16 protein-coding genes and 2 pseudogenes are annotated in these 20,383 nt (G+C 69.8%); 7 read left to right on the top strand and 11 right to left on the bottom strand.

All coding sequences use genetic code 11. From position 1 onward, the window contains the following. Window positions 1-118: 118 nt before the first annotated feature. Together ACTWQF_RS15510 and ACTWQF_RS15505 are read right to left on the bottom strand one after the other, a co-directional pair. Window positions 119-346 (bottom strand): hypothetical protein, encoded by a 228-nt coding sequence (locus tag ACTWQF_RS15510; protein ID WP_443279970.1) that lies wholly within the window; start codon window positions 344-346, stop codon window positions 119-121. Window positions 347-362: 16 nt separating this feature from the next. Beyond that, complete coding sequence (locus ACTWQF_RS15505) at window positions 363-860, bottom strand: NUDIX hydrolase (RefSeq protein ID WP_443279969.1); 498 nt, start codon at window positions 858-860, stop codon at window positions 363-365. 158 nt (window positions 861-1,018) lie between these two features. On the opposite strand from ACTWQF_RS15505, the gene ACTWQF_RS15500 reads away from it, so the two are divergent. Then, complete coding sequence (locus tag ACTWQF_RS15500; RefSeq protein WP_443279968.1) at window positions 1,019-2,443, top strand: S28 family serine protease; 1,425 nt, start codon at window positions 1,019-1,021, stop codon at window positions 2,441-2,443. Window positions 2,444-2,482: 39 nt separating this feature from the next. Here ACTWQF_RS15500 and ACTWQF_RS15495 read toward each other — a convergent pair whose 3' ends face one another. Then, window positions 2,483-3,310, bottom strand: coding sequence for a sugar phosphate isomerase/epimerase family protein (locus ACTWQF_RS15495; RefSeq protein ID WP_443279967.1), 828 nt, complete (start codon window positions 3,308-3,310; stop codon window positions 2,483-2,485). A gap of 82 nt (window positions 3,311-3,392) precedes the next feature. Continuing rightward, a complete protein-coding gene (locus ACTWQF_RS15490; protein ID WP_443279966.1) occupies window positions 3,393-4,574 on the bottom strand; it encodes a LacI family DNA-binding transcriptional regulator in 1,182 nt (393 codons plus the stop codon). A 177-nt stretch (window positions 4,575-4,751) separates the two neighbouring features. On the opposite strand from ACTWQF_RS15490, the gene ACTWQF_RS15485 reads away from it, so the two are divergent. Genes ACTWQF_RS15485 through ACTWQF_RS15475 form a run of 3 tightly spaced genes read left to right on the top strand, consistent with a single transcriptional unit; the run spans window position 4,752 to window position 7,974 of the window. Continuing rightward, window positions 4,752-5,924, top strand: a complete 1,173-nt coding sequence (locus ACTWQF_RS15485; protein ID WP_443279965.1) for a Gfo/Idh/MocA family protein — start codon at window positions 4,752-4,754, stop codon at window positions 5,922-5,924. Beyond that, a complete protein-coding gene (locus tag ACTWQF_RS15480) occupies window positions 5,921-7,129 on the top strand; it encodes a dihydrodipicolinate synthase family protein (protein ID WP_443279964.1) in 1,209 nt (402 codons plus the stop codon). Before ACTWQF_RS15485 ends, ACTWQF_RS15480 begins: the two co-directional genes overlap by 4 nt. Beyond that, window positions 7,126-7,974, top strand: a complete 849-nt coding sequence (locus tag ACTWQF_RS15475) for a sugar phosphate isomerase/epimerase family protein (RefSeq protein WP_443279963.1) — start codon at window positions 7,126-7,128, stop codon at window positions 7,972-7,974. The genes ACTWQF_RS15480 and ACTWQF_RS15475 overlap by 4 nt, the downstream gene beginning before the upstream one ends. Before the next feature lie 185 nt (window positions 7,975-8,159). Here ACTWQF_RS15475 and rbsD read toward each other — a convergent pair whose 3' ends face one another. The 5 genes and pseudogenes from rbsD to ACTWQF_RS15450 form a co-directional block, all read right to left on the bottom strand. After that, window positions 8,160-8,549, bottom strand: coding sequence for a D-ribose pyranase (gene rbsD, locus ACTWQF_RS15470; RefSeq protein WP_443279962.1), 390 nt, complete (start codon window positions 8,547-8,549; stop codon window positions 8,160-8,162). Then, on the bottom strand, window positions 8,546-9,583 hold the full coding sequence (locus ACTWQF_RS15465) for a ribokinase (RefSeq protein ID WP_443279961.1): 1,038 nt from the start codon (window positions 9,581-9,583) through the stop codon (window positions 8,546-8,548). The genes rbsD and ACTWQF_RS15465 overlap by 4 nt, the downstream gene beginning before the upstream one ends. A 109-nt stretch (window positions 9,584-9,692) precedes the next feature. After that, window positions 9,693-11,681 (bottom strand): annotated as a pseudogene (locus tag ACTWQF_RS15460) (ABC transporter permease/substrate-binding protein). Then, complete coding sequence (locus ACTWQF_RS15455) at window positions 11,671-13,236, bottom strand: sugar ABC transporter ATP-binding protein (RefSeq protein WP_443279960.1); 1,566 nt, start codon at window positions 13,234-13,236, stop codon at window positions 11,671-11,673. The pseudogene ACTWQF_RS15460 and the gene ACTWQF_RS15455 overlap by 11 nt, the downstream one beginning before the upstream one ends. Further along, window positions 13,233-14,240, bottom strand: coding sequence for a LacI family DNA-binding transcriptional regulator (locus ACTWQF_RS15450; RefSeq protein WP_443279959.1), 1,008 nt, complete (start codon window positions 14,238-14,240; stop codon window positions 13,233-13,235). The genes ACTWQF_RS15455 and ACTWQF_RS15450 overlap by 4 nt, the downstream gene beginning before the upstream one ends. Window positions 14,241-14,508: 268 nt before the next feature. Between ACTWQF_RS15450 and recD2 the strand changes: the two genes are divergently transcribed. Both recD2 and ACTWQF_RS15440 read left to right on the top strand, forming a co-directional pair. Continuing rightward, window positions 14,509-16,746 carry an SF1B family DNA helicase RecD2 gene (recD2, locus tag ACTWQF_RS15445; protein WP_443279958.1) on the top strand — a complete coding sequence of 746 codons (2,238 nt, stop codon included), beginning with the start codon at window positions 14,509-14,511 and terminating at the stop codon, window positions 16,744-16,746. 163 nt (window positions 16,747-16,909) lie between these two features. After that, the gene (locus ACTWQF_RS15440; protein ID WP_443279957.1) at window positions 16,910-18,226 is read left to right on the top strand and encodes a citrate synthase; all 1,317 of its coding nucleotides are present in this window, start codon (window positions 16,910-16,912) and stop codon (window positions 18,224-18,226) included. Between the two features lie 723 nt (window positions 18,227-18,949). Here ACTWQF_RS15440 and ACTWQF_RS15435 read toward each other — a convergent pair. After that, window positions 18,950-19,168, bottom strand: a complete 219-nt coding sequence (locus ACTWQF_RS15435) for a heavy-metal-associated domain-containing protein (protein WP_443279956.1) — start codon at window positions 19,166-19,168, stop codon at window positions 18,950-18,952. Between the two features lie 302 nt (window positions 19,169-19,470). On the opposite strand from ACTWQF_RS15435, the pseudogene ACTWQF_RS15430 reads away from it, so the two are divergent. Further along, window positions 19,471-19,878: pseudogene (locus ACTWQF_RS15430) on the top strand (DedA family protein); the annotation flags it as partial. Window positions 19,879-20,121: 243 nt separating this feature from the next. On the opposite strand, the gene ACTWQF_RS15425 reads toward ACTWQF_RS15430, so the two are convergent. Further along, a complete protein-coding gene (locus tag ACTWQF_RS15425) occupies window positions 20,122-20,316 on the bottom strand; it encodes a helix-turn-helix transcriptional regulator (protein ID WP_443279955.1) in 195 nt (64 codons plus the stop codon). Window positions 20,317-20,383: the final 67 nt, after the last annotated feature.

Raw genomic sequence — 20,383 nt, 5'->3', positions numbered from 1 at the left:
CATGGGGGTACCTCCCTGCTCGAAGAGCTTGGGGGAGCACCCCCTGTCCGCGTGCTTCGGACAGGGGCAGCCCCTTACCGGACCAACGGAGGGGCGGGGCCGGATCCGCCGGACACGGCTAGCGCCCGCGATTCCGCGGATGCCCCCGCGCCGCACGCTCGTTGCCGCGCTTGTAGTTGCCCGTCCAGCGGGCCATGACCAGTTGGGCATCCCCCGCGGCGACCTCCTGGAGGAAGCGCTCGGCGCGGGATCCGCGCAGCGTGGTGACCGGGCGGCCGTGGTGGGTGATCACCACGGCCGCCGCGCCCTCGCGTTGCTCGTAGGCGAAACCGTGTGGCTGAGGCATGCGCCGACGGTACGCCTCAGTTGCCGCAGAGACCCACCACATATTCGTCCACTGTCTGCACCTCGCCGTAGGGCAACGGTTCCTCACCTGCGCGCCAGTGGATGGCGGAAATCTCGTCGGTCGGGGTGAAGGGCAGCACTTCGGTCAGCTCGCCGGTGTAGACGGCGCCGTAGAGCACCCGTTGCTCAGGTCCCAGAGCGGTGCGGGCGAAGCCGACGAAGCGCAGTGCTCTCGGGTCGACCAGCTGGCAGGTCTCCTCGCGCAGTTCGCGTGCTGCCGCCTGGCGGGGGCTCTCGCCCTCCTCGATGCCGCCGCCGGGCAGCTCCCAGCAGGCGCGGTCGCGCACATGGACCATCAGCAGCCGGTCCGCGTGCCGCACGGCCAGCAGGACATAGCCCACGGGCGCGTCGGGGAAGCGGGCGTCCTCCTCTTCGCGGTGGAAGGAGAGCAGCCGCATCCCGCGCGGGCCCGTGGCCAGCGGGGCGGGCGTCGGCGGGGTGGCGGGATCAGTCATGACGGCAGCGTAGACCCGGCCACCGACAGCGCTGTCGGCACCGCTGAGCGGTGTGCGCTCTTCCGTATTCCGTACGCCTGGCGGTTGCCAGGGTCTGGCGGAGCCGGTCCCGCGCCGATAGGTTCTCGACGACTTTTGGCGAAGTAAGGGGAGGGTGAATGCGTAAAACGCTCAGATGGCTGCTCTCTTTGGTGGTGCTTATAGGCACCTTCAGCGTGGGCAGCGCAACGGCGGGGGCCGCCACCGCGGCCGGTACCGCAGCAGATACGGATATCAAGGACCGCATCCTCGCGGTGCCCGGGATGAGCCTGATCGAGGAGAAGCCCGTCGACGGGTACCGCTTCTTCCTGCTCAACTACGAACAGCCGGTGGACCATCGGCACCCCGGCAAGGGCACCTTCAAACAGCGCATTTCCATCCTGCACAAGGACACCAACCGTCCTACGGTCTTCTTCACCAGCGGCTACGACCTCAACACCAAGCCCAGCCGCAGTGAGCCGACGCAGCTGACGGACGGCAACCAGGTCTCCATGGAGTACCGCTTCTTCACCCCCTCCCGGCCGCAGCCCGCCGACTGGTCGAAGCTGACCATCTGGCAGGCCGCCAGCGACCAGCACCGCATCCACAAGGCGCTCAAGCGGATCTACAACAAGAACTGGATCGCGACCGGCGGCAGCAAGGGCGGAATGACGGCGACCTACTACCGCCGCTTCTACCCGAACGACATGGACGGCACCGTCCCCTACGTCGCCCCGAACGACGCCCGCAACGACGAGGACTCCGCGTACTACAAGTTCTTCAAGAACGTGAGCTCCAAGGAGTGCCGCGACCGGCTGAACGGCGCGCAGCACGAGATCTTCGAGCGGCGCGGCGAGATGGTCTCGCGCATCAAGGCGTGGGCCAAGGAGAACGACTACACCTTCGAACTGGCCAGCAGCGCCGACAAGGCGTTCGAGCTGGTCGCGCAGGACCTCGTCTGGGGCTTCTGGCAGTACCACCTGGAGAGCGAGTGCGACAAGGTGCCCGCCACCGACGCCTCGACGGACGCGCTCTACAAGTGGGCGAACGAGATCGGCGGCTGGGAGGCCGGCACCGATCAGGGCATGTTGCCGTACACCCCGTACTACTACCAGGCGGGCACCCAGATGGGATCGCCCGACTACGAGGAGCCGCTCCTCGACGACGTGCGCAAGTACCCGGGCCTGAACGTGCCGCGCACCTATGTGCCGCGCAGCATCCCGATGGAGTTCAACAAGCACGACAAGGCAATGCGTGACATCGACCGCTGGGTGCGCAACAGCTCCTCGCAGATGCTCTACGTCTACGGCGAGAACGACCCCTGGGCCGCCGAGCCGTTCCGTCCCGGCAAGCACACCAAGGACACCGCCGTCTACACGGCACCCGGGCAGCACCACGGAGCGAAGATCGCCACGCTCAAGGAGGACGACCGGGCAGCCGCCACCCGCATGGTGATGAAGTTCGCCGGCCTCGAGGTCGACCCGGACAAGAAGCCCAAGCGGCTCACGGCCTACGACAAGCAGCTGGACAAGCCGCAGAAGAACGCGCTGCAGCTCCGTCCCTGACGGTCCGCGCCCACCGGTTCGTGTGACAGTCCGCGTGCGCTAGGCCGCGTCGGCCAGCAGGCCCAGCAGATGCTCACGGACCTGTGGCAGCAGCGCGGGCAGCTCACGGACCTCGGGGTACCAGCGCTTCTCGTACTCCCAGCACAGCCACTCGACGCCCGTCCCCTCCCCGGGGGCGGGCGTCTCGGCGTCCGTTGCACGGGTGAGCAGTTCCGCAATGTCCGTGAGAGGCAGTACGCCCTCGCCGGGCGGCAGCGGGGTGGTGTCCTCCCGGGAGGCGATGTCCTTCACCTGTACGTAGCCCAGATACGGGCCGAGCAGCCGGTACGTCTCCTCCGGGTCCTCACCGCCGCGCCAGGTGTGCATCACGTCCCACAGGGCGCCCGCACCCGGGTGGTCCACCTCGCGCAGCACGCGCGCCGCGTCGGCGCCCGTGCTGTGCGAGTCGTGCGTCTCCAGCAGCACCCGCACGCCCAGGTCGGCCGCGATCACAGCAGCCTCCCTCAGCCGCCGTACGGCTGTCGCGTCGCCCTCCGCGAGGTCGGGGCCGCCGCCCGGGAAGACCCGGGCGTACGGTGCGCCCAGGTCGTGTGCCAGCTCCAACAGCGCGCGCACTTCGCCGAGTACGGGAGTGTCGTCGCCGCTCTCGGCCATCCGCGGGTATCCGGCCACGCTCAGCAGTGCGATGTCCGCCTCGGCGAACTGCTGCACCACGCGCTGCCGCTCGTTCCGGTCGAGCCCGGGGTGCACCGGTTCCTCCGGGTGGCCGCGCAGTTCGACCCCGTGGAAGCCCGAGCGTGCGGCCATGCGCAGCACTTCGGGGACGGGCATGCCGGGGACGCCGAGAGTGGAGAACGCGAGTCGCATGCGCTCACCCGATCAGATGCCCCTCCGTCCGGCAAGGTGCCGACAGCACGTGTCGGCCACACCGGGCTGCCGGCGCGGGCGCTCAATCTCCGGTGCGCGGCGGCGCCGTGGAGGCGCGGACCACCAGTTCGTGGCTCACGGTCGTCACCCCGCCCGGCGGGGGCGGCAGCGTGCCCAGCGCGAGCCGGCCGGCGCGGGCGCCCGCCTCGTGCAGCGGCAGCCGTACGGTGGTCAGCGAGGGGGAGGCGTCGGCGCTGAAGGGCAGGTCGTCGAAGCCCGCCACCGACACGTCTTGGGGCACCCGCAGCCCCATGTCGCGAAGTGCCGCACAGACGCCGAGCGCGACGGTGTCGTTGGCGGCCAGTACGGCGGTCGTCTCGGGTGCTCTGCGCAGCAGTTCGCGGGCGCCCTCGTAGCCGCAGGAGCGGTCGTAGCCGCCGCCGTGGACGGTCAGCCGCTCGGCCTGCTCCGTGTCGAGGCCGCCGTGCGCGGCCAGCGCGGCGCGGTGGCCCTCCAGCCGGTGCCGGGTGGTGGTGCGCTCGGGCGGGCCCGCGACATAGCCGACGTGCCGGTGGCCCAGCGTCAGCAGATGTGCGGTCAGCGCGTGTGCTCCGCCGCGGTTGTCGAAGGCGACTGTCAGGACGGTGCCGGATGCGCCGCCCTGCGCGTGTTCAGCGGCACTGTGCGGGGCGCGCTGCGAGGTGCCGGGCCCGGCCCCCTGTTCCGTCCCCGTCCCCTCCAGCGGCGGCCTGCCGCACAGCACGATCCGGGTGCCGCCCGCGGCCAGCCGGCGCAGCCGGGTGGCCAGTGCGGCACTGTGCTCCGGGTCCTCCACGGCGCCGCCGGTCAGCACGATCGCTGCGGCGCGCTGGCGTTGCAGCAGCGTGAGGTAGGTGAGCTCCCGCTCGGGCGAGCCGCCCGTGTTGCAGACCACGGCGAGCTTCTGCGGGACCGGTCCGCCCTGCAGGCCCTCCGGCCCGCCCTGGGCTGTGCACTGCCGGCCCTCCAGTGCGCCCTGTACGGCGCCGGCGATGATGCCGAAGAACGGGTCTGCGATGTCGTTGACGAGGATGCCCAGCAGGTCGGAGCTGGCGGCGGCCAGCGCGCTGGCGGGACCGTTGACCACGTACTCCAGCTCGTCCACGGCACGCAGTACGCGGTTCCTGGTGGTGTCGGCGACCGGATAGTTGCTGTTCAACACGCGGGAGACGGTCGCGGACGAGACACCCGCGCGTGCGGCGACGTCCGCCAGGGTCACTGCCATCCGTTCCTCCGCCTCGTCCCGTTCGAGGACATGTTCCCACGTGCGCCAGCGCCGCCGCACCGGGTGACAAGTCCCTTGTGCGAGCTTTCCCGTGCGTCTACGGTGAGGCGGTAGAAAGCGCTTACTGCGCGCTTGCTATCCCGCTTACCACCGGCGACAGCAGGGAGACGAGCACACGTGCCACGCAGGACAGTCCGGATCGCCATGAATGGCGTCACCGGCCGGATGGGACACCGCCAGCACCTCGTACGCTCCATCCTCGCGCTGCGCGAGGAAGGCGGCATCGACCTCGGCGGCGGCGAGACGCTGTGGCCCGAACCGGTCCTGGTGGGCCGCAGGGAGCACGCGCTGCGCGCCCTGGCGCACGAGTACGGGCTGGACCCGGAGGCCGTCTCCACCGACCTGGACGCGGTGCTGGCCGACGACAGCATCGACATCTACTTCGACGCACAGGTCACCTCGGCGCGCCAGGAAGCCCTCAAGAAGGCCATCGCGGCCGGCAAGCACATCTACGCGGAGAAGCCCACGGCCACCTCGCTGGACGGCGCCCTGGAGCTGGCCAGGGCGGCGTCCCGGGCGGGGATCAAACACGGCGTCGTCCAGGACAAGCTCTTCCTGCCCGGACTGCGCAAGCTGGCACGGCTGGCCGGGAGCGGCTTCTTCGGCCGGGTGCTGTCGGTGCGGGGCGAGTTCGGCTACTGGGTGTTCGAGGGCGACTGGCAGAGCGCCCAGCGCCCCTCCTGGAACTACCGCGCGGAGGACGGCGGCGGCATCGTCAGCGACATGTTCCCGCACTGGGAGTACGTGCTGCACAATCTCTTCGGCCGCGTCACCTCGGTCCAGGCGCACGCCACCACCCACATCCCGCACCGCTGGGACGAGCGGGGAGAGCCGTACGAGGCGACGGCGGACGACGCCGCGTACGGCATCTTCACCCTGGAGGGCGGTGCCGTCGCACAGATCAACTCCTCCTGGGCGGTACGGGTGCACCGGGACGAGCTGGTCGAGTTCCAGGTGGACGGCACCGAGGGCTCGGCCGTCGCCGGGCTGCGCGGCTGCCGCTTCCAGCACCGTGCAGGCACCCCGAAACCGGTGTGGAACCCCGACCTGCCCGCCACCGAGCGCTTCCGCGACCAGTGGCAGGAGGTGCCCGACAACGACGGCGACGAGGACACCAACGGCTTCAAGGCGCAGTGGGAGCTGTTCCTGCGCCACGTCGCCGAGCCGGACGGTGACCAGCCCTACCCGTGGGATCTGCTCGCCGGGGCACGCGGGGTGCAGTTGGCCGAACTCGCCCTCAAGTCGGCGGCCGAGGGCCGCCGCTGCGAGGTCCCGGAGCTGGCACTGTGATCCGGCTGCCCGACCCGGCCACCGGAGGGACCCGGGCCCACGAGCCGCGCCGCACACCCGCCGAAGCCGTACGCGGCCACCGTGGCGGCGGCACAGGTGCGGGGCTGCCGCTCGTCTCGCGTACCGTCTTCGCCGCCGCGCATGTGGTGGCCGACCCGCTGGCCGAGACCTCGCCCGACGGTCCGGCAGTGCTCGACTGGGACGCCACGCTCGCCTTCCGCCGCCATCTGTGGGAGCACGGGCTGGGCGTGGCCGAGGCGATGGACACCGCGCAGCGCGGCATGGGCCTGGACTGGGCGGGTGCGGCCGAGCTGATCAGGCGCTCGGCCGCCGAGGCGAAGGCGGTCGGCGGGCGGCTCGCCTGCGGTGTGGGCACCGACCAGCTGAGGCCGCACGGAGCCGGCCCGGCAGCGGCTCCGGAGAAGGCCCTGACCGCGATCACCGCCGCCTACGAGGAGCAGCTGGCGCTCACCGAGGACACCGGTGCGCAGGCCGTCCTGATGGCCTCCCGCGCCCTGGCCGCTGTCGCGCGCGGTCCCGAGGACTACGAGCGCGTTTACGGCACCCTGTTGCGGCAGGCGAGCCGCCCTGTCGTCCTGCACTGGCTTGGCCCCATGTTCGACCCCGCGTTGGAGGGCTACTGGGGCAGCGGCGAGCTGGACGAGGCCACCGACAACTTCCTGCGCATCATCGCGGAGCACCCCGAACGCGTGGACGGGGTGAAGGTTTCGCTGCTCGACGCCGACCGCGAAGTGGCGCTGCGGCGGCGGCTTCCGCAGAACGTCACCTGCTATACCGGTGACGACTTCCACTACCCGCAGCTGATCGAGGGCGACGAGGCGGGCCACAGCGACGCGCTGCTGGGCGTCTTCGATCCGCTGGCCCCGCTTGCCGCGCACGCCGTACGGCTGCTGGACTCCGGTGACACCGCTGCGTTCCGGGCGGTGCTCGACCCGACCGTCCCCTTGGCTCGCCACCTCTTCCAGCAGCCCACCCGCTACTACAAGACCGGTGTGGTGCTGCTCGCGTGGCTGGCCGGACACCAGGAGCACTTCACCATGGTCGGCGGACTCCAGTCGGCCCGCTCCCTGCCGCACCTGGCACGCGCCTACGAACTCGCCGACTCCCTGGGCCTCTTCCCCGACCCGGAGCGTGCCGAGCACCGGATGAAACAGCTGCTCGCCGTCCAGGGAGTGGCCCAGTGAGCCCCCGACAGCCCGGGCAGAGCCTGGCCAGGTTCTCGGTCAACCAGGAGACCGTCCGCCAGCTGTCCCTGCCGGAACTGGCCCGGCAGACCGCCGAACTGGGTATCGGGGGCGTCGGACTGTGGCGTGATCCGGTGCGCGCTTACGGACCCGCTGCCGCAGCCCGCCTCATGCGCCAGCACGGACTGGCCGTCACCTCGCTCTGCCGGGGCGGCTTCTTCACGGCACGGGAGCCGGGGGCGCGCCGTGCAGCGCTGGACGACAACCGGGCAGCCCTCGACGAGGCGGCCGAGCTCGGCACCGGCGTCCTGGTGCTCGTTTCGGGCGGCCTGCAGGACGGTGAGCGGGATCTGGCGGCGGCCCGTGAGCGGATCGCCGACGCGCTCGCGGAACTCGCCCCCTACGCGCGGGAGCGCGGCGTACGGATGGCCGTCGAGCCGCTGCACCCGATGTACGCCTCCGACCGGTGCGTGGTCTCCACGCTCGGCCAGGCCCTCGAACTTGCCGAAGCGTTTCCCGCCGACGAGGTGGGGGTGGTGGTGGACACCTACCACCTGTGGTGGGACGAGCGGGTGCCGCAGCAGATCGCGCGGGCGGGCGAGCAGGGCCGGATCGCCCTGTTCCAGCTCGCCGACTGGGTCACGCCGCTGCCCGAGGGCGTACTGCTGGGACGGGGCCAGTTGGGGGACGGCGCGGTCGACCTGCGGGCCTTTCGCACATGGACGGATGCGGCCGGCTACCGGGGCCCCGTCGAGGTGGAGATCTTCAACCCGGCGCTGTGGGAGCGGGACGGCGCCGAGGTGCTGCGGGAGACGGCGGCGAGGTACCTCCAGCACGTCCTGTAGAGCCGCGAACCACGGCTCCATAAGGGACGCGAAAAAAGTCACCCAGTGGTGTGCAACCCTTTCGATCAGTGGTGGGTCAAACCTGTATCGGCGCTCCCTGGGGGAAGAAACGGGAGACCGAGGGGGGATACGAAGGGCCCGGTCCACGGACCGGGCCCTTCGAAGCTTTTGCGGCGCAGCTGCTGTCAGAACGGCACTCCGCAGCGCAGCGCCACGTTCGCGTACGGTCTGGCCTCGCCCGTGCGCACCACCAGTCGGGCCTGCCGGGTCAGTGTCTTCAGTTCTTCGTGCGGCACCAGTTGGAGGCCCGGGAAGTGACGGTCCAGCAGGGCACCGCACTCCGGGTTGGCCTGCCGTACCTCTGTTGCGGCGATCGCGCCTTCGACCTCCAACTCCTCCAGCAGTCCGGTGAGCACCTCGGCGAAGGAGGGCACTCCCGCGCGGAAGGCGAGGTCGACCACTGCGGGCCCCGCGGGGATGGGGAGTCCGACATCGCACACCACCACCAGGTCGGTGTGCCCGAGTTGCGCCAGGGCGCCGCTGAGATGGCGGTTGAGTATCCCGGACTTCTTCATTCGGCTCTCTCCTGGCCGTCGGCCGCTCTCTCCTGCCCGGCGGCTTGGAGCTCCTCCGCGCTGGGGTAGGACTCCTGCGCGCCCGGGCGGGTGACCGCGAGGGCGCCGACGCGTACTGCGTAGCGCACGGCCTCCTCCAGCCCGTCACCGCGGCCCAGCCGCCAGCCGAGCGCACCGGTGAAGGCGTCGCCCGCTCCGGTGGTGTCCACGGCCCGCACGCGCGGGCTGGGTACGCGCACCATGCCGATCCCGTCCGTGGCCTCGGTGCCCACTCCGGGCCCGGCCACCAGCGCACCCTCGGCTCCCAGGGTGACCACGACGCTGCGCGGGCCCAGTGCGAGAAGCGCGGTCGCCCACTCCTCGGGATCGGTACTCAGCGACTGCCCGTCGTCCAGCAGCAGCCGCGCTTCGTGCTCGTTGACGACCAGCGGGTCGCACAGGGCCAGTACGTCCTCGGGCAGGCGGGCGGGGGGCGAGGGGTTGAGCACCAGCCGAGCACCGTGTTCCCCGGCCGATCGTGCCGCCGCGGCGACCGTCTCCAGGGGGATCTCCAGCTGGAGGGAGACAACGGCAGCAGCCTCGAAGAGGTCCCGTGCCGCCGCCACGTCGTCCGGCGTGAGCCGGGCGTTGGCACCGGGGGAGACGACGATGCTGTTGTCACCGGCGGCATCGACGGTGATGAGGGCGACGCCGGTCGGTGCGCCCCTGCCCTCTCCGGCGTCCTGTGCGGCGCCGTCCTTGCCCACCGTGCCGGGGGTGTCCGTCGTACCGACGAGGAGCCCCGCCGGCGCGGCGCCCGCCGCACGCTGTGCCTCGGCCAGCATCCGGCCGTACGCGTCGTCGCCGACGCGCGCCAGCAGCGTGGTGCGGGCGCCGAGCCGGGCGGCTGCCGCCGCCTGGTTCGCGCCTTTGCCGCCCGGGTGGATCACCAGATCCGACCCGAGCACCGTCTCGCCGGGGCCCGGTCGGCGGTCGAGACCGATGACCAGGTCGGCGTTGGCGGAACCTACGACCAGCAGGTCGTATCCGTGCATCCGGGGTGCTCCTTCTCGTCCCGTGCGGGCACGGCTGCCCACACGGGTTCCCACGCGGGCAGCCCTGCCCGCGACGGGCCGTTCAGCCTGTCGTCCGTGCGGCTCCCGGTCAGGAGAACCGGTCGACGTTCTTCTTGGTGACGACCTTCACCGGAACCTTGATCTGCTTGTCGACGGTGGAGCCGTCGACGACGCGCATGGCGTTGCGGACGGCCATCTTGCCGAGCTCGTCCGGCTGCTGGGCGACCGTCGCGTTGATGGTGCCCTTCTTGATGGCCTTCATCGCGTCGGGGGTGCCGTCGAAGCCGACGATCTTGACGCTCTTGCCGGCCTTGGAGCCGAGCGCCTTGACCGCGCCGAGCGCCATCTCGTCGTTCTCCGCGAAGACCGCGTCGATCTCCGGGTGCGACTGCATCGCGTTGGTGGTCACGTCCAGGCCCTTGGTCCGCTGGAAGTCCGCGGGCTGCTTGGTGACGACCTTGATGCCGGGGTACTTCTTGAGGCCCTCGGTGAAGCCCTTGCCGCGCTCGCGGGAGGCGGAGGTGCCGGTCTGCCCCTGAAGGTGGAGGACTTCGCCCTTGCCGCCGAGCTGGTCGGCGATCTCCTTGGCAGCCTGCTTGCCGCCCGCGATGTTGTCGGAGGCGACCGTTGCCTTCACATCGGCCTTGTTGACGCTGCGGTCGGCGGCGATGACCGGAATGTTGGCATTGTTCGCGGCCTTGACGGAAGGGGCCGCGGCATCGGAGTCGACAGGGTTGATAATGATCGACTTCACCTGCTGCGAGGTGAAGTTCTGCACCTGGTTCGCCTGCTGGGAAGCGTCGTCCGAGGCGTTCTGGACGCTGATTTCCGCGCCCTGCGCCTTGGCCTCCTCCTCGGCACCCTTCTTCATCTCGACCATGAAGGGCTGGTTGAGAGCGGATATGGCAAAGCCGATCTTGGGCTTGTCCTTACCGCCGCTCGAACCGTTGCCGGAGCCACAGGCCGTTGCCGTCAGTGCGACTGCCGTTGCCACGATGACGACAGACGTGTTCGTTCTCTTGCTCATTGCTGCATTCCTTGCAGTCGGTGGATGAACTACGCGAGCTCCCCCGTCGCGCAAAGATCATGCGCGGCGACGCAGTGTATCGAGGAGCACCGCAAGCGCAATAACTACCCCAATGACCACCTGCTGCCAGAAAGCGGAAACATCGAGAAGGTTGAGGCCATTGCGCAGAACAGCGAGGATAAGCGCGCCGATCAGCGTTCCGGAAGCCTTGCCGACACCTCCCGCAAGACTGGCCCCGCCAATCACGACGGCGGCAATCGCGTCCAGTTCGTAACCATTGGCGGCCGTCGGCTGTGCGGAGGCGAGCCGGGAGGCCAGGACGATTCCGGCGATGGCGGCGAAGGTGCCCACCAGGGTGTAGATCACCAGCTTCTGGCGACGGACCCGGATACCGGACAGGTGCGCGGCTTCCTCGTTGCCGCCGATCGCGTACATCGACCGGCCGCTGTAGGTGCGGTTGAGCACCAGCGCCGCCAGCAGGCCCATCACGATCATCACGATGACCGGCACGGGCAGCCACTCGCCGATCGTCTTGCCGATCCAGGAGAGGGAGTCGGGCAGCAGCACCGGGTTGCCCTCGGAGACGACCTGTGCCAGACCGCGCGCCGCCGACAGCATCGCCAGGGTCGCGATGAACGGCGGCAGCTTGCCGTAGGAGATCAGCACACCGTTCAACAGCCCGCATGCGGTGCCGGAGAGGATGGCGAGGACGACGCCCAGATAGACCGGCATGCCCTGAGTTGTGGTGAACCAGCCGAGCATCACCCCGGAGAAGGCCGCCACCGAGCCGACCGACAGGTCGATACCGCCGGAGACGATGGCGAAGGTGACGCCGAAGGCGAGGATCGCCGTCACGGCCGCCTGCACGCCGACGTTCAGCAGGTTCGTCGTGGTGAAGAAGTCGCCCGACATGATCGCCAGCAGCACGATCAGCACGATGAGCGCACTCAGCGCACCGTTGTCCAGCAGGACGCGGCGTACGAGGTTCGGCGGCCCGCTGCCGCCGGGGCGCTTGTCCAGGCGGTGACCCGGCTGCGTGTCAATGGCCACGGGGAGAATCCTCCATCTCGCTCGTTCCTGGCGCGGAGGTGCCGACGGCCAGGGCCATGACGGCGTCCTGGGTCGCTTCCCGCGCGGTCAGTTCACCGGCGATCCGGCCCTGGGACATCACCAGGATCCGATCGCTCATGCCCAGCACCTCGGGGAGGTCGCTGGAGATCATCAGTACCGCGTGGCCGGAGGCCGTCAGCTCGTTGATGAGCTGGTAGATCTCGACCTTGGCGCCCACGTCGATGCCGCGGGTGGGCTCATCGAGGATCAGCACGCGGCTGTTGGCGAGCAGCCACTTGCCGATCACGACCTTCTGCTGGTTGCCACCGGAGAGGGTGCGTACGTGCTGGTCGAGTCCGGCCATCCGGACGCCGAGCCGGTCGGCGATCCGGGAGGCCGCCTTGCGCTGCCCGGCGCGGTTGACCAGACCCGCTGTGCTCGCCTCGCGCAGGGTGACCAGGCCCAGGTTCTCGGAGACCGAGGCGTCCGGCAGCAGGCCCTGCCCCTTGCGGTCCTCGGGGACCAGCCCGAGCCCCGCCGCGTGCGAGGCCCACACATCGCCGCCGCGCAGCTGCTTGCCCGCCACCTCGACGCGGCCGGCGTCGTAGCCGTCGGCGCCGAAGACCGCGCGTACCACCTCGGTACGGCCCGCGCCGACCAGCCCGGCGATGCCGACGACCTCACCGGCGCGCACCTCGAAGTTGATGTCCTCGAAGACGCCCTGCTTGCGCAGCCCGGTCACCCGCAGCAGCGGTGCGGCCGAGGCGGCGGCCTGCTGCGCAGCCACGGTCTCGCGCGGGTACTGCTGCTCGATACTGCGGCCCACCATCAGCCGCACCAGCTCCTCCTGCGGAGTGTCGGCCGGGACCTGGCCGACACTGCGGCCGTCGCGCAGCACGGTGACCCGGTCGCCGATGGCCGGGATCTCCTCCAGGTGGTGGGTGATGAAGACGATGCCCACGCCCTCGGCCCGCAGCTTGCGGACGATGCCGAAGAGGCGGCCGACCTCCTCTGCGGTGAGCACGGCGGTCGGCTCGTCCATGATCAGGACGCGGGTGCGCAGGCTGAGTGCCTTGGCGATCTCGACCATCTGCCGCCCGGCGATGCCCAGCTTGCCGACCGGGGTGCGCGGGGGCGCGGTGACACCGACCCGGTCCAGCAGCACCTGCGCGTCGGCCTCCATCTTGGTGCGGTTCACCAGACCCAGCCGGCGCGGCTGCCGGCCCAGGAAGATGTTCTCCGCGATGGAAAGATGCGGCACCAGGTTGAACTCCTGGTGGATGGTGGCGATGCCGAGCTTCTCGGCCGCCTCCGCGCCGGAGATGCGCACCGCCTTGCCCTCACGCAGCACCCGCCCCGCGTCCGCGCGGTAGGTACCGGAGAGCACCTTGATCAGTGTGCTCTTGCCGGCGCCGTTCTCGCCCAGCAGGACGTGCACTTCACCGGCGCGCAGGTCGAAGTCGACACCGTCGAGGGCGACCACGCCGGGAAACGTCTTGCGGATGCCCTCCGTGCGCAGCAGTTCCCGTGCCGGGGGCGGGTCTGGGGTGGTCAACGACGCGTCCTTTCGTCTTCGCCGCAGGAGCGGCGCGCTATGAGGTGGGCGGAGAGCGTGACGGAACCGGCGCTCCTGCCCTCCACCAGGTCGGTCAGCGCGGCGACCGCGCGGTGGCCCAGCTCCTGGGTGGGCTGGGCTATGGCGGTGATCGGGGGGTCGGTGTGCAGGAACCAGGGGATGTCGTCGAAGGCGGCCAACGACACGTCGTACGGCACCCGCAGGCCCAGCGTGCGCAGCTGCTCCATGACGCCCAGCGCCATCAGGTTGTCCGTCGCGAAGATGGCGTCGGGCGGCTCGGGCAGCGCGAAGAACTTCTCGGTGGCCCGCCGTCCGCTCGCCGTCTGGAAGTCGCCCTGTCCGATGTAGGCGTCGGGCAGCGGCAGGCCGTACTCGTGCAGCGCCGAACGGAAGGCGCGGACCCGTTCGTTGCTGGTCGTGCTCGCGACGGGCCCGGTGATGATGGACAGCCTGCGGTGTCCGAGCGCGTACAGATGAGCGACGAGATCGCGAACGGCGGGTCGCCCGTCGGCGCGCACCAGCGGTACGTCCAGACCCGCGATCCACCGGTCGACGAACACCATGGGGATGCCCAGCAGCGCGGCCTCCCGCAGCGCGACGGAGTCGCCGTCGGCGGGGGAGACGAGCAGCCCGTCGATCCGGCGGTCCAGCAGGGTGCGCACATGGTGGTCCTGGAGCGTGAGCTGCTCGTCGGCGTTGCCGATGATCACGCTGTAGCCGCCCTCGCGGGCCGCGTCCTCGACCGCGCGGGCCAGTTCGGTGAAGAAGGGATTCAGTACGTCGCTGATGACCAGCCCGAGGGTGCGGGTCTGGTCGGTGCGCAGTGACCGGGCCAGGGTGTTGGGCCGGTAGCTCAGTTCGGAGACGGCGGTCAGCACCCGGGCGCGGGTCTCCTCACGGACTCCGCTGTGGTCGTTGAGGACGCGCGAGACCGTGGCGACGGAGACGCCTGCGCGTGCCGCGACGTCCTTGATGCCTGCCATTGCCGTGCTTTTCCAAGCTGGGGAGAGGGGGGCGAGTGCCTCCGGACGCAGGGCACTCAGGGGTGCCGCGCTGCGCATGGAAACGATTACATCGGTCATGCAATGTGATGTGCGCATGGTGACGCAAGTTGCAGACGTGGCCGATGCACGATCGTGATGATGCTCGTGCAGACGTAACTGCGGTGGTCACCCGGACCGTTCCGGCGGTGAGCCCAGAGTTATCCACAGGGCTGCCGCGATGTCGGCGCTCGAAGCTACGGTCGGTGACATGACGTTCCAGCCTGCCGTGCTCGAAGGGGTACTAGAGCGGATCACCTACGCCAATGAGGACAATGGGTACACCGTGGCCCGAGTCGACACCGGCCGCGGCGGTGGCGAACTGCTCACGGTCGTGGGCGCGTTGCTGGGTGCCCAGGCGGGGGAGTCGCTGCGGATGGAGGGCCGCTGGGGCTCCCATCCGCAGTACGGGCGCCAGTTCCATGTGGACAACTACGTCACGGTGCTGCCGGCCACCATCCAGGGCATCCGCCGCTATCTGGGCTCGGGTCTGGTCAAGGGCGTCGGGCCGCGCATCGCCGACCGGATCGTCAGCCACTTCGGCGTGGACACGCTGGAGGTCATCGAGGCCGATCCGAACAGGCTGATCGAGGTCCCGGGGCTGGGCCCCAAGCGCACAAAACTGATCGCCGCCGCCTGGGAGGAGCAGAAGGCCATCAAGGAGGTGATGGTCTTCCTGCAAGGCGTCGGCGTCTCCACCTCGATCGCCGTGCGCATCTACAAGCAGTACGGCGACGCGTCGATCTCCGTGGTCCGGAGCAACCCCTACCGGCTGGCGGCCGATGTGTGGGGCATCGGTTTCTTGACGGCCGACCGCATCGCCCAGTCCGTCGGCATCCCGCACGACAGCCCCGAGCGGGTCAAGGCGGGCCTGCGGCACGCCCTTTCCCAGTCGTCCGATCAAGGCAACTGCTATCTCCCCGAGGAGCGGCTCATCTCGGAGGCGGTCAAGCTCCTCCAGGTGGACACGGGCCTGGTCATCGACTGTCTCGGCGAGCTGGCGGCGGACGAGGAGGGCGGTGTCGTACGCGAACCGGTGCCCGACCCGGAGGATCCGCAGCGCACCGAGACCGCCGTCTATCTCATCCCCTTCCATCGCGCCGAGGTGGCCCTGGCCGCCCAGCTGAAGCGGCTGCTGCGTACGCCGGAGGACAGGCTGCCGTGGTTCCAGGACGTCGACTGGGACAAGGCGCTCGGCTGGCTGGCCGAGCGCACGGGGGCCCGGCTGGCGCCCGAGCAGGAGGAGGCGGTGCGGCTGGCGCTCACCAGCCGGGTCGCGGTGCTGACGGGCGGGCCGGGATGCGGCAAGTCGTTCACGGTGCGCTCGGTGGTCGAGCTGGCCCGCGCCAAGCGGGCCCGGGTGGTGCTGGCGGCCCCCACCGGCCGGGCGGCCAAGCGGCTGGCGGAGCTAACCGGAGCCGAAGCATCCACCGTCCACCGGCTGCTGGAGCTGAAGCCGGGCGGCGACGCGGCCTACGACAGGGAGCGTCCGCTGGAGGCCGATCTGGTGGTGGTGGACGAGGCGTCCATGCTCGATCTGCTGCTCGCCAACAAGCTGATCAAGGCCGTCCCGCCGGGCGCCCATCTGCTGCTGGTCGGGGATGTGGACCAGCTGCCCTCCGTGGGCGCCGGGGAGGTGCTGCGCGATCTGCTGGCCGAGGACGGGCCGGTGCCCGCGGTGCGGCTGCGCCGGGTCTTCCGGCAGGCACAGCAGTCGGGTGTGGTCAGCAATGCCCACCGCATCAACTCCGGCACCCAGCCGCTCACCCAGGGGCTGGAGGATTTCTTCTTCTTCGTTGAGGAGGACACCGAGGCGGCCGGGCAGCTGACCGTGGATGTGGTGGCCCGGCGGATCCCGGCGAAGTTCGGGCTCGACCCGCGGCGCGATGTGCAGGTGCTCGCGCCCATGCACCGGGGCCCGGCCGGCGCGGGCGCGCTCAACGGACTGCTCCAGCAGGCCGTCACCCCGGCCCGCCCGGGGCTGCCCGAAAAGCGGTTCGGCGGTCGGGTTTTCCGGGTGGGTGACAAGGTCACCCAGATCAGAAACAACTATGAAAAGGGCGCGAACGGCGTCTTCAACGGCACGGTCGGGGTGGTCACCGCGCTGCACCCCGACGACCACCGGCTCACCGTGCTGACGGACGAGGACGAGGAGGTCGGCTACGACTTCGACGAGTTGGACGAGCTCGCCCACGCCTACGCGGTGACCATCCACCGCTCGCAGGGCAGCGAATACCCGGCGGTAGTGATCCCCGTCACCACGAGTGCCTGGATGATGCTTCAGCGGAATCTGCTGTACACAGCGGTGACGAGAGCCAAGCGACTGGTGGTGCTGGTGGGGTCGCGCAGAGCGCTCGGGCAGGCGGTCCGCACGGTTTCGGCGGGGCGGCGCTGCACGGCGCTCGATCACCGATTGCGCGCCGCGCTGCCATCTCGGGAGGCGGGATGAGTGCCAGGGGGTGACCATGACGGCCAAGAGGGTGCAGGATAGCTAGATGGGCGGCACTGCGTGCCACCATGGAGTCCTCTGGCTGACCCCCAGTGCACCGCACGGCGCTGGATAAGGGAGAGTGGAAGAAGTCAGGGCACCTCGAAGAAGAGGCACTACGTCGGTGAGGGATGACGTGAGCGAACACCGCGACAGCGACAACTCCGTAGTACTCCGCTACGGGGACGGCGAGTACAGCTATCCGGTCGTCGACAGCACGGTTGGCGACCGTGGCTTCGACATCGGCAAGCTGCGTGCCCAGACCGGTCTGGTGACCCTGGACTCGGGATACGGCAACACCGCCGCCTACAAATCCGCCATCACCTACCTCGACGGTGAGCAGGGCATCCTGCGCTACCGCGGCTATCCGATCGAGCAGCTCGCCGAGCGCGGTTCCTTCCTGGAGACCGCGTATCTGCTCATCAACGGCGAGCTGCCCACCGTCGACGAACTGAGCGCGTTCAAGAACGAGATCACGCAGCACACCCTGCTGCACGAGGACGTCAAACGGTTCTACGACGGCTTCCCTCGTGACGCCCACCCAATGGCGATGCTCTCCTCCGTGGTCAGTGCGCTGTCGACCTTCTACCAGGACAGCCACAACCCGTTCGACGAAGAGCAGCGGAACCTGTCGACAATAAGGCTGCTGGCCAAGCTGCCGACGATCGCCGCGTACGCCTACAAGAAGGCGATCGGTCACCCGTTCGTCTACCCGAGCAACGACCTCGGCTATGTGGAGAACTTCCTGCGGATGACCTTCTCGGTCCCGGCGCAGGAGTACGACCTGGACCCGGTCGTGGTCAGCGCTCTCGACAAGCTGCTGATCCTGCACGCGGACCACGAGCAGAACTGTTCGACCTCGACGGTGCGCCTCGTCGGCTCCTCCCAGGCGAACATGTTCGCCTCGATCTCCGCCGGCATCAACGCGCTCTGGGGCCCCCTGCACGGTGGCGCCAACCAGAGCGTGCTGGAGATGCTCCAGGGCATCCAGGCCTCGGGCAGTGACGTCGACAGCTTCATCCGCAAGGTGAAGAACAAGGAAGACGGCGTCAAGCTCATGGGCTTCGGCCACCGCGTCTACAAGAACTTCGACCCCCGGGCGAAGATCATCAAGGCGGCGGCCCACGATGTGCTCTCGGCCCTCGGCAAGAGCGACGAGCTGCTGGACATCGCGCTCCGCCTCGAGGAGCACGCGCTGTCCGACGACTACTTCGTGGAGCGCAAGCTCTACCCGAACGTGGACTTCTACACCGGCCTGATCTACCGCGCGATGGGCTTCCCGACCAGCATGTTCACCGTGCTGTTCGCGCTCGGCCGGCTGCCGGGCTGGATTGCCCAGTGGCACGAGATGATCAAGGAGCCGAACTCGCGTATCGGCCGTCCGCGGCAGATCTACACGGGCATCGTCCAGCGGGACTACGTCCCCGTCGAGGCTCGCTGACCCTGACGCCCTTTCGGGGTAAATCGGCCGGCGCTTCCGAGTAGGCCGACGCCCCCGCACCAGCACAAATGGAAGATCCCGGTCCGGAGCGGACCGGGATCTTCCATTTGTGCGGATTGACGACGAGACGTAGGTCACAGAAATTGGGGGGTAACCATAGGCGGGGTTCGTGGGTCTAACCGGGTGGCGTCGGCCTCCCGGCGGAGCCTTCGCCCTGCTTCACGTCCGTCTTGGGGGACGGACGCGAGGTGAAGAAACGGTGAACGTGCACGGGGAGCTTTGAGCGGCCCTCCCGCTCGCACGGACACCCAGGAAAGCGCCCGGCCAGGATCCCGTGGGGGGAATCCGTGACCGGGAATCGGAAGCGCCCCGTCGACGGGCCCGTGGGGGGACCTGGCCGGCGGGGCGCTTTTCGCTGGGCGCGAGTCGCTGGGCGCGACGGCCTTTGCCGCTGCGGGGTGCCCCCTCTCGCCTCCGCCGCGACTGGTGAGTGAGCCCACCCATTCCCGCGCAACGGTGAGCTTCCTTCTTCCCGCCGCGACGGCGAGACGTGAGGCGAACGTGACCGGCGGTGCCGAACCCACCGCAACTGGTGGGTTAGGCACCGCCGGTCACGTCCGTTGTGGCCGGGCCCCTCCCCCAGCCTCCGGCCGGAAGGTGCCCAGCGGCGGAAAGAAGGGGGCGGGGCGACAATAGAGGGGGTGCCCCTCGATGGCGGGGCCCTCAGGCGCGGCCAACCAATTCGTACCCCGCCTCGTCCACGGCATCGCGTACGGCGGCTTCGTCCAGTTCGCCGGAGGAGGTGACGGTGACCTCTCCGGAGTCGGCCACGGCCTTTACCGCCGAGACGCCCTCGATCCGGGAAATCTCCTCGGAGACCGCGCCCTCGCAGTGGCCGCAGGTCATTCCGGAAACCTTGTAGGTGGTCGTGACGGTGCTCATGGCCTACTCCTCAACTCTCGCTGGAACCGCACGAACGGGACCCGGTGCGGGGTGCCCCGGGTGGTGTGCGCGAGGCTAACGTTATACCCCCTCAGGGTATGTGCCAAGCTCTGCTTTGCTCGCCGAACCCGCTGCCCGGCAGCCCTTAGGGGTTCGCTCGACCCCGCCCTGAGATGTCCCCGTAATGGTCGGACGGTAGTTGTACCCCGGGTCTTTCACCTGTCAGCTGAGGCTTACAGGTGAGGCGTCCACGGTGGGCGCACGGTGGAAGGCAGGTGGTCGGCGTGGAGGGCGCGCTGTGGATGACGCTTGCGCTCGTAGGGCTGACGACCCTGCCTCCGCTGGTGCCCAACTCCGCGCTGATCGCGGCGGCGGGGGCGCTGGCGGCCGAAGGGCGGCTCCCCCTGCCGCTGGTGCTGCTGACCGTGGCGGGCAGTGCGCTGGCCGGGGATGCGCTGGTGTACTGGCTGGGGCGGCGGACGGGCCCACGGACCCGCAGTTGGCTGTCGGTCGGTCCGCGGCGCAAGGCCGCGCTCGACTGGACGGCCGAGCATGTACGGCGGTACGGGGTGCCGTTCGTGATCGCCGTCCGGTTCCTGCCCAGCGGCCGGGTCGTCGGCGGGCTCGCCACCGGAACGGTGGGCTATTCGGCCCGGCGCTTCCTGTTGGGCTCGGGCATCGCCGAGCTGCTGTGGGCCTGTTACTCGGTGGGGGTCGGCTACTGGGGCGGACGGGCGCTGGCCGGGACGCTGTCCGGCGCGCTGATCGGGGCGGGCGCCTCCGCGGTGCTGGCGGCTGCCGCCTGCGCGGTGCAGTGGCAGCTGCGGCGGCGGGCGTTGCGGCGGCCCGCCTCAAAGATCGCCCCCGGCATGCTTACTGGGGCGGCACCTGTGGTGCCGCCCCAGGGGGATTCGGTGGTCGGAGATATTCCGGATGTCATGGCCAGGGCTTCCTCAGTGGCCCCCGCGGTGCCCCGGCCTGCGGGTGACCCAGTCGCGAATGGTGTCGGCGAACCAGTAGGGCCTGCCTCCCTCCACCAGGTCGGGCGCCGGTAGCAGGCCATGCTTCCGGTAGGAACGAACGGTGTCCGGTTGGACGCTGATGTGCGCGGCGATTTCCTTGTACGACCAAAGTTTTCGGTCGGCCATCTCTCGCACCTCCAGGGTGGCTGGTGATCACTCAGCCTGTGCCTGGTGAACGACGGAGAGTGAGCAT

Source organism: Streptomyces sp. 8N114, assembly GCF_052245835.1.
Classification (GTDB): Bacteria; Actinomycetota; Actinomycetes; order Streptomycetales; family Streptomycetaceae; genus Streptomyces.
The sequence above is the reverse complement of the archived record's forward strand: the minus strand, read 5'-3'. Positions and strand labels throughout refer to the sequence as shown.

What these genes read in the sequence shown, in the direction of transcription:
- ACTWQF_RS15510 (WP_443279970.1), bottom strand. Translation starts at nt 346, where the DNA reads ATGCCTCAGCCACACGGTTTCGCCTACGAGCAACGCGAGGGCGCGGCG.
- ACTWQF_RS15505 (WP_443279969.1), bottom strand. Translation starts at nt 860, where the DNA reads ATGACTGATCCCGCCACCCCGCCGACGCCCGCCCCGCTGGCCACGGGC.
- ACTWQF_RS15500 (WP_443279968.1), top strand. Translation starts at nt 1,019, where the DNA reads ATGCGTAAAACGCTCAGATGGCTGCTCTCTTTGGTGGTGCTTATAGGC.
- ACTWQF_RS15495 (WP_443279967.1), bottom strand. Translation starts at nt 3,310, where the DNA reads ATGCGACTCGCGTTCTCCACTCTCGGCGTCCCCGGCATGCCCGTCCCC.
- ACTWQF_RS15490 (WP_443279966.1), bottom strand. Translation starts at nt 4,574, where the DNA reads ATGGCAGTGACCCTGGCGGACGTCGCCGCACGCGCGGGTGTCTCGTCC.
- rbsD (WP_443279962.1), bottom strand. Translation starts at nt 8,549, where the DNA reads ATGAAGAAGTCCGGGATACTCAACCGCCATCTCAGCGGCGCCCTGGCG.
- ACTWQF_RS15465 (WP_443279961.1), bottom strand. Translation starts at nt 9,583, where the DNA reads ATGCACGGATACGACCTGCTGGTCGTAGGTTCCGCCAACGCCGACCTG.
- ACTWQF_RS15450 (WP_443279959.1), bottom strand. Translation starts at nt 14,240, where the DNA reads ATGGCAGGCATCAAGGACGTCGCGGCACGCGCAGGCGTCTCCGTCGCC.
- recD2 (WP_443279958.1), top strand. Translation starts at nt 14,509, where the DNA reads ATGACGTTCCAGCCTGCCGTGCTCGAAGGGGTACTAGAGCGGATCACC.
- ACTWQF_RS15435 (WP_443279956.1), bottom strand. Translation starts at nt 19,168, where the DNA reads ATGAGCACCGTCACGACCACCTACAAGGTTTCCGGAATGACCTGCGGC.
- ACTWQF_RS15425 (WP_443279955.1), bottom strand. Translation starts at nt 20,316, where the DNA reads ATGGCCGACCGAAAACTTTGGTCGTACAAGGAAATCGCCGCGCACATC.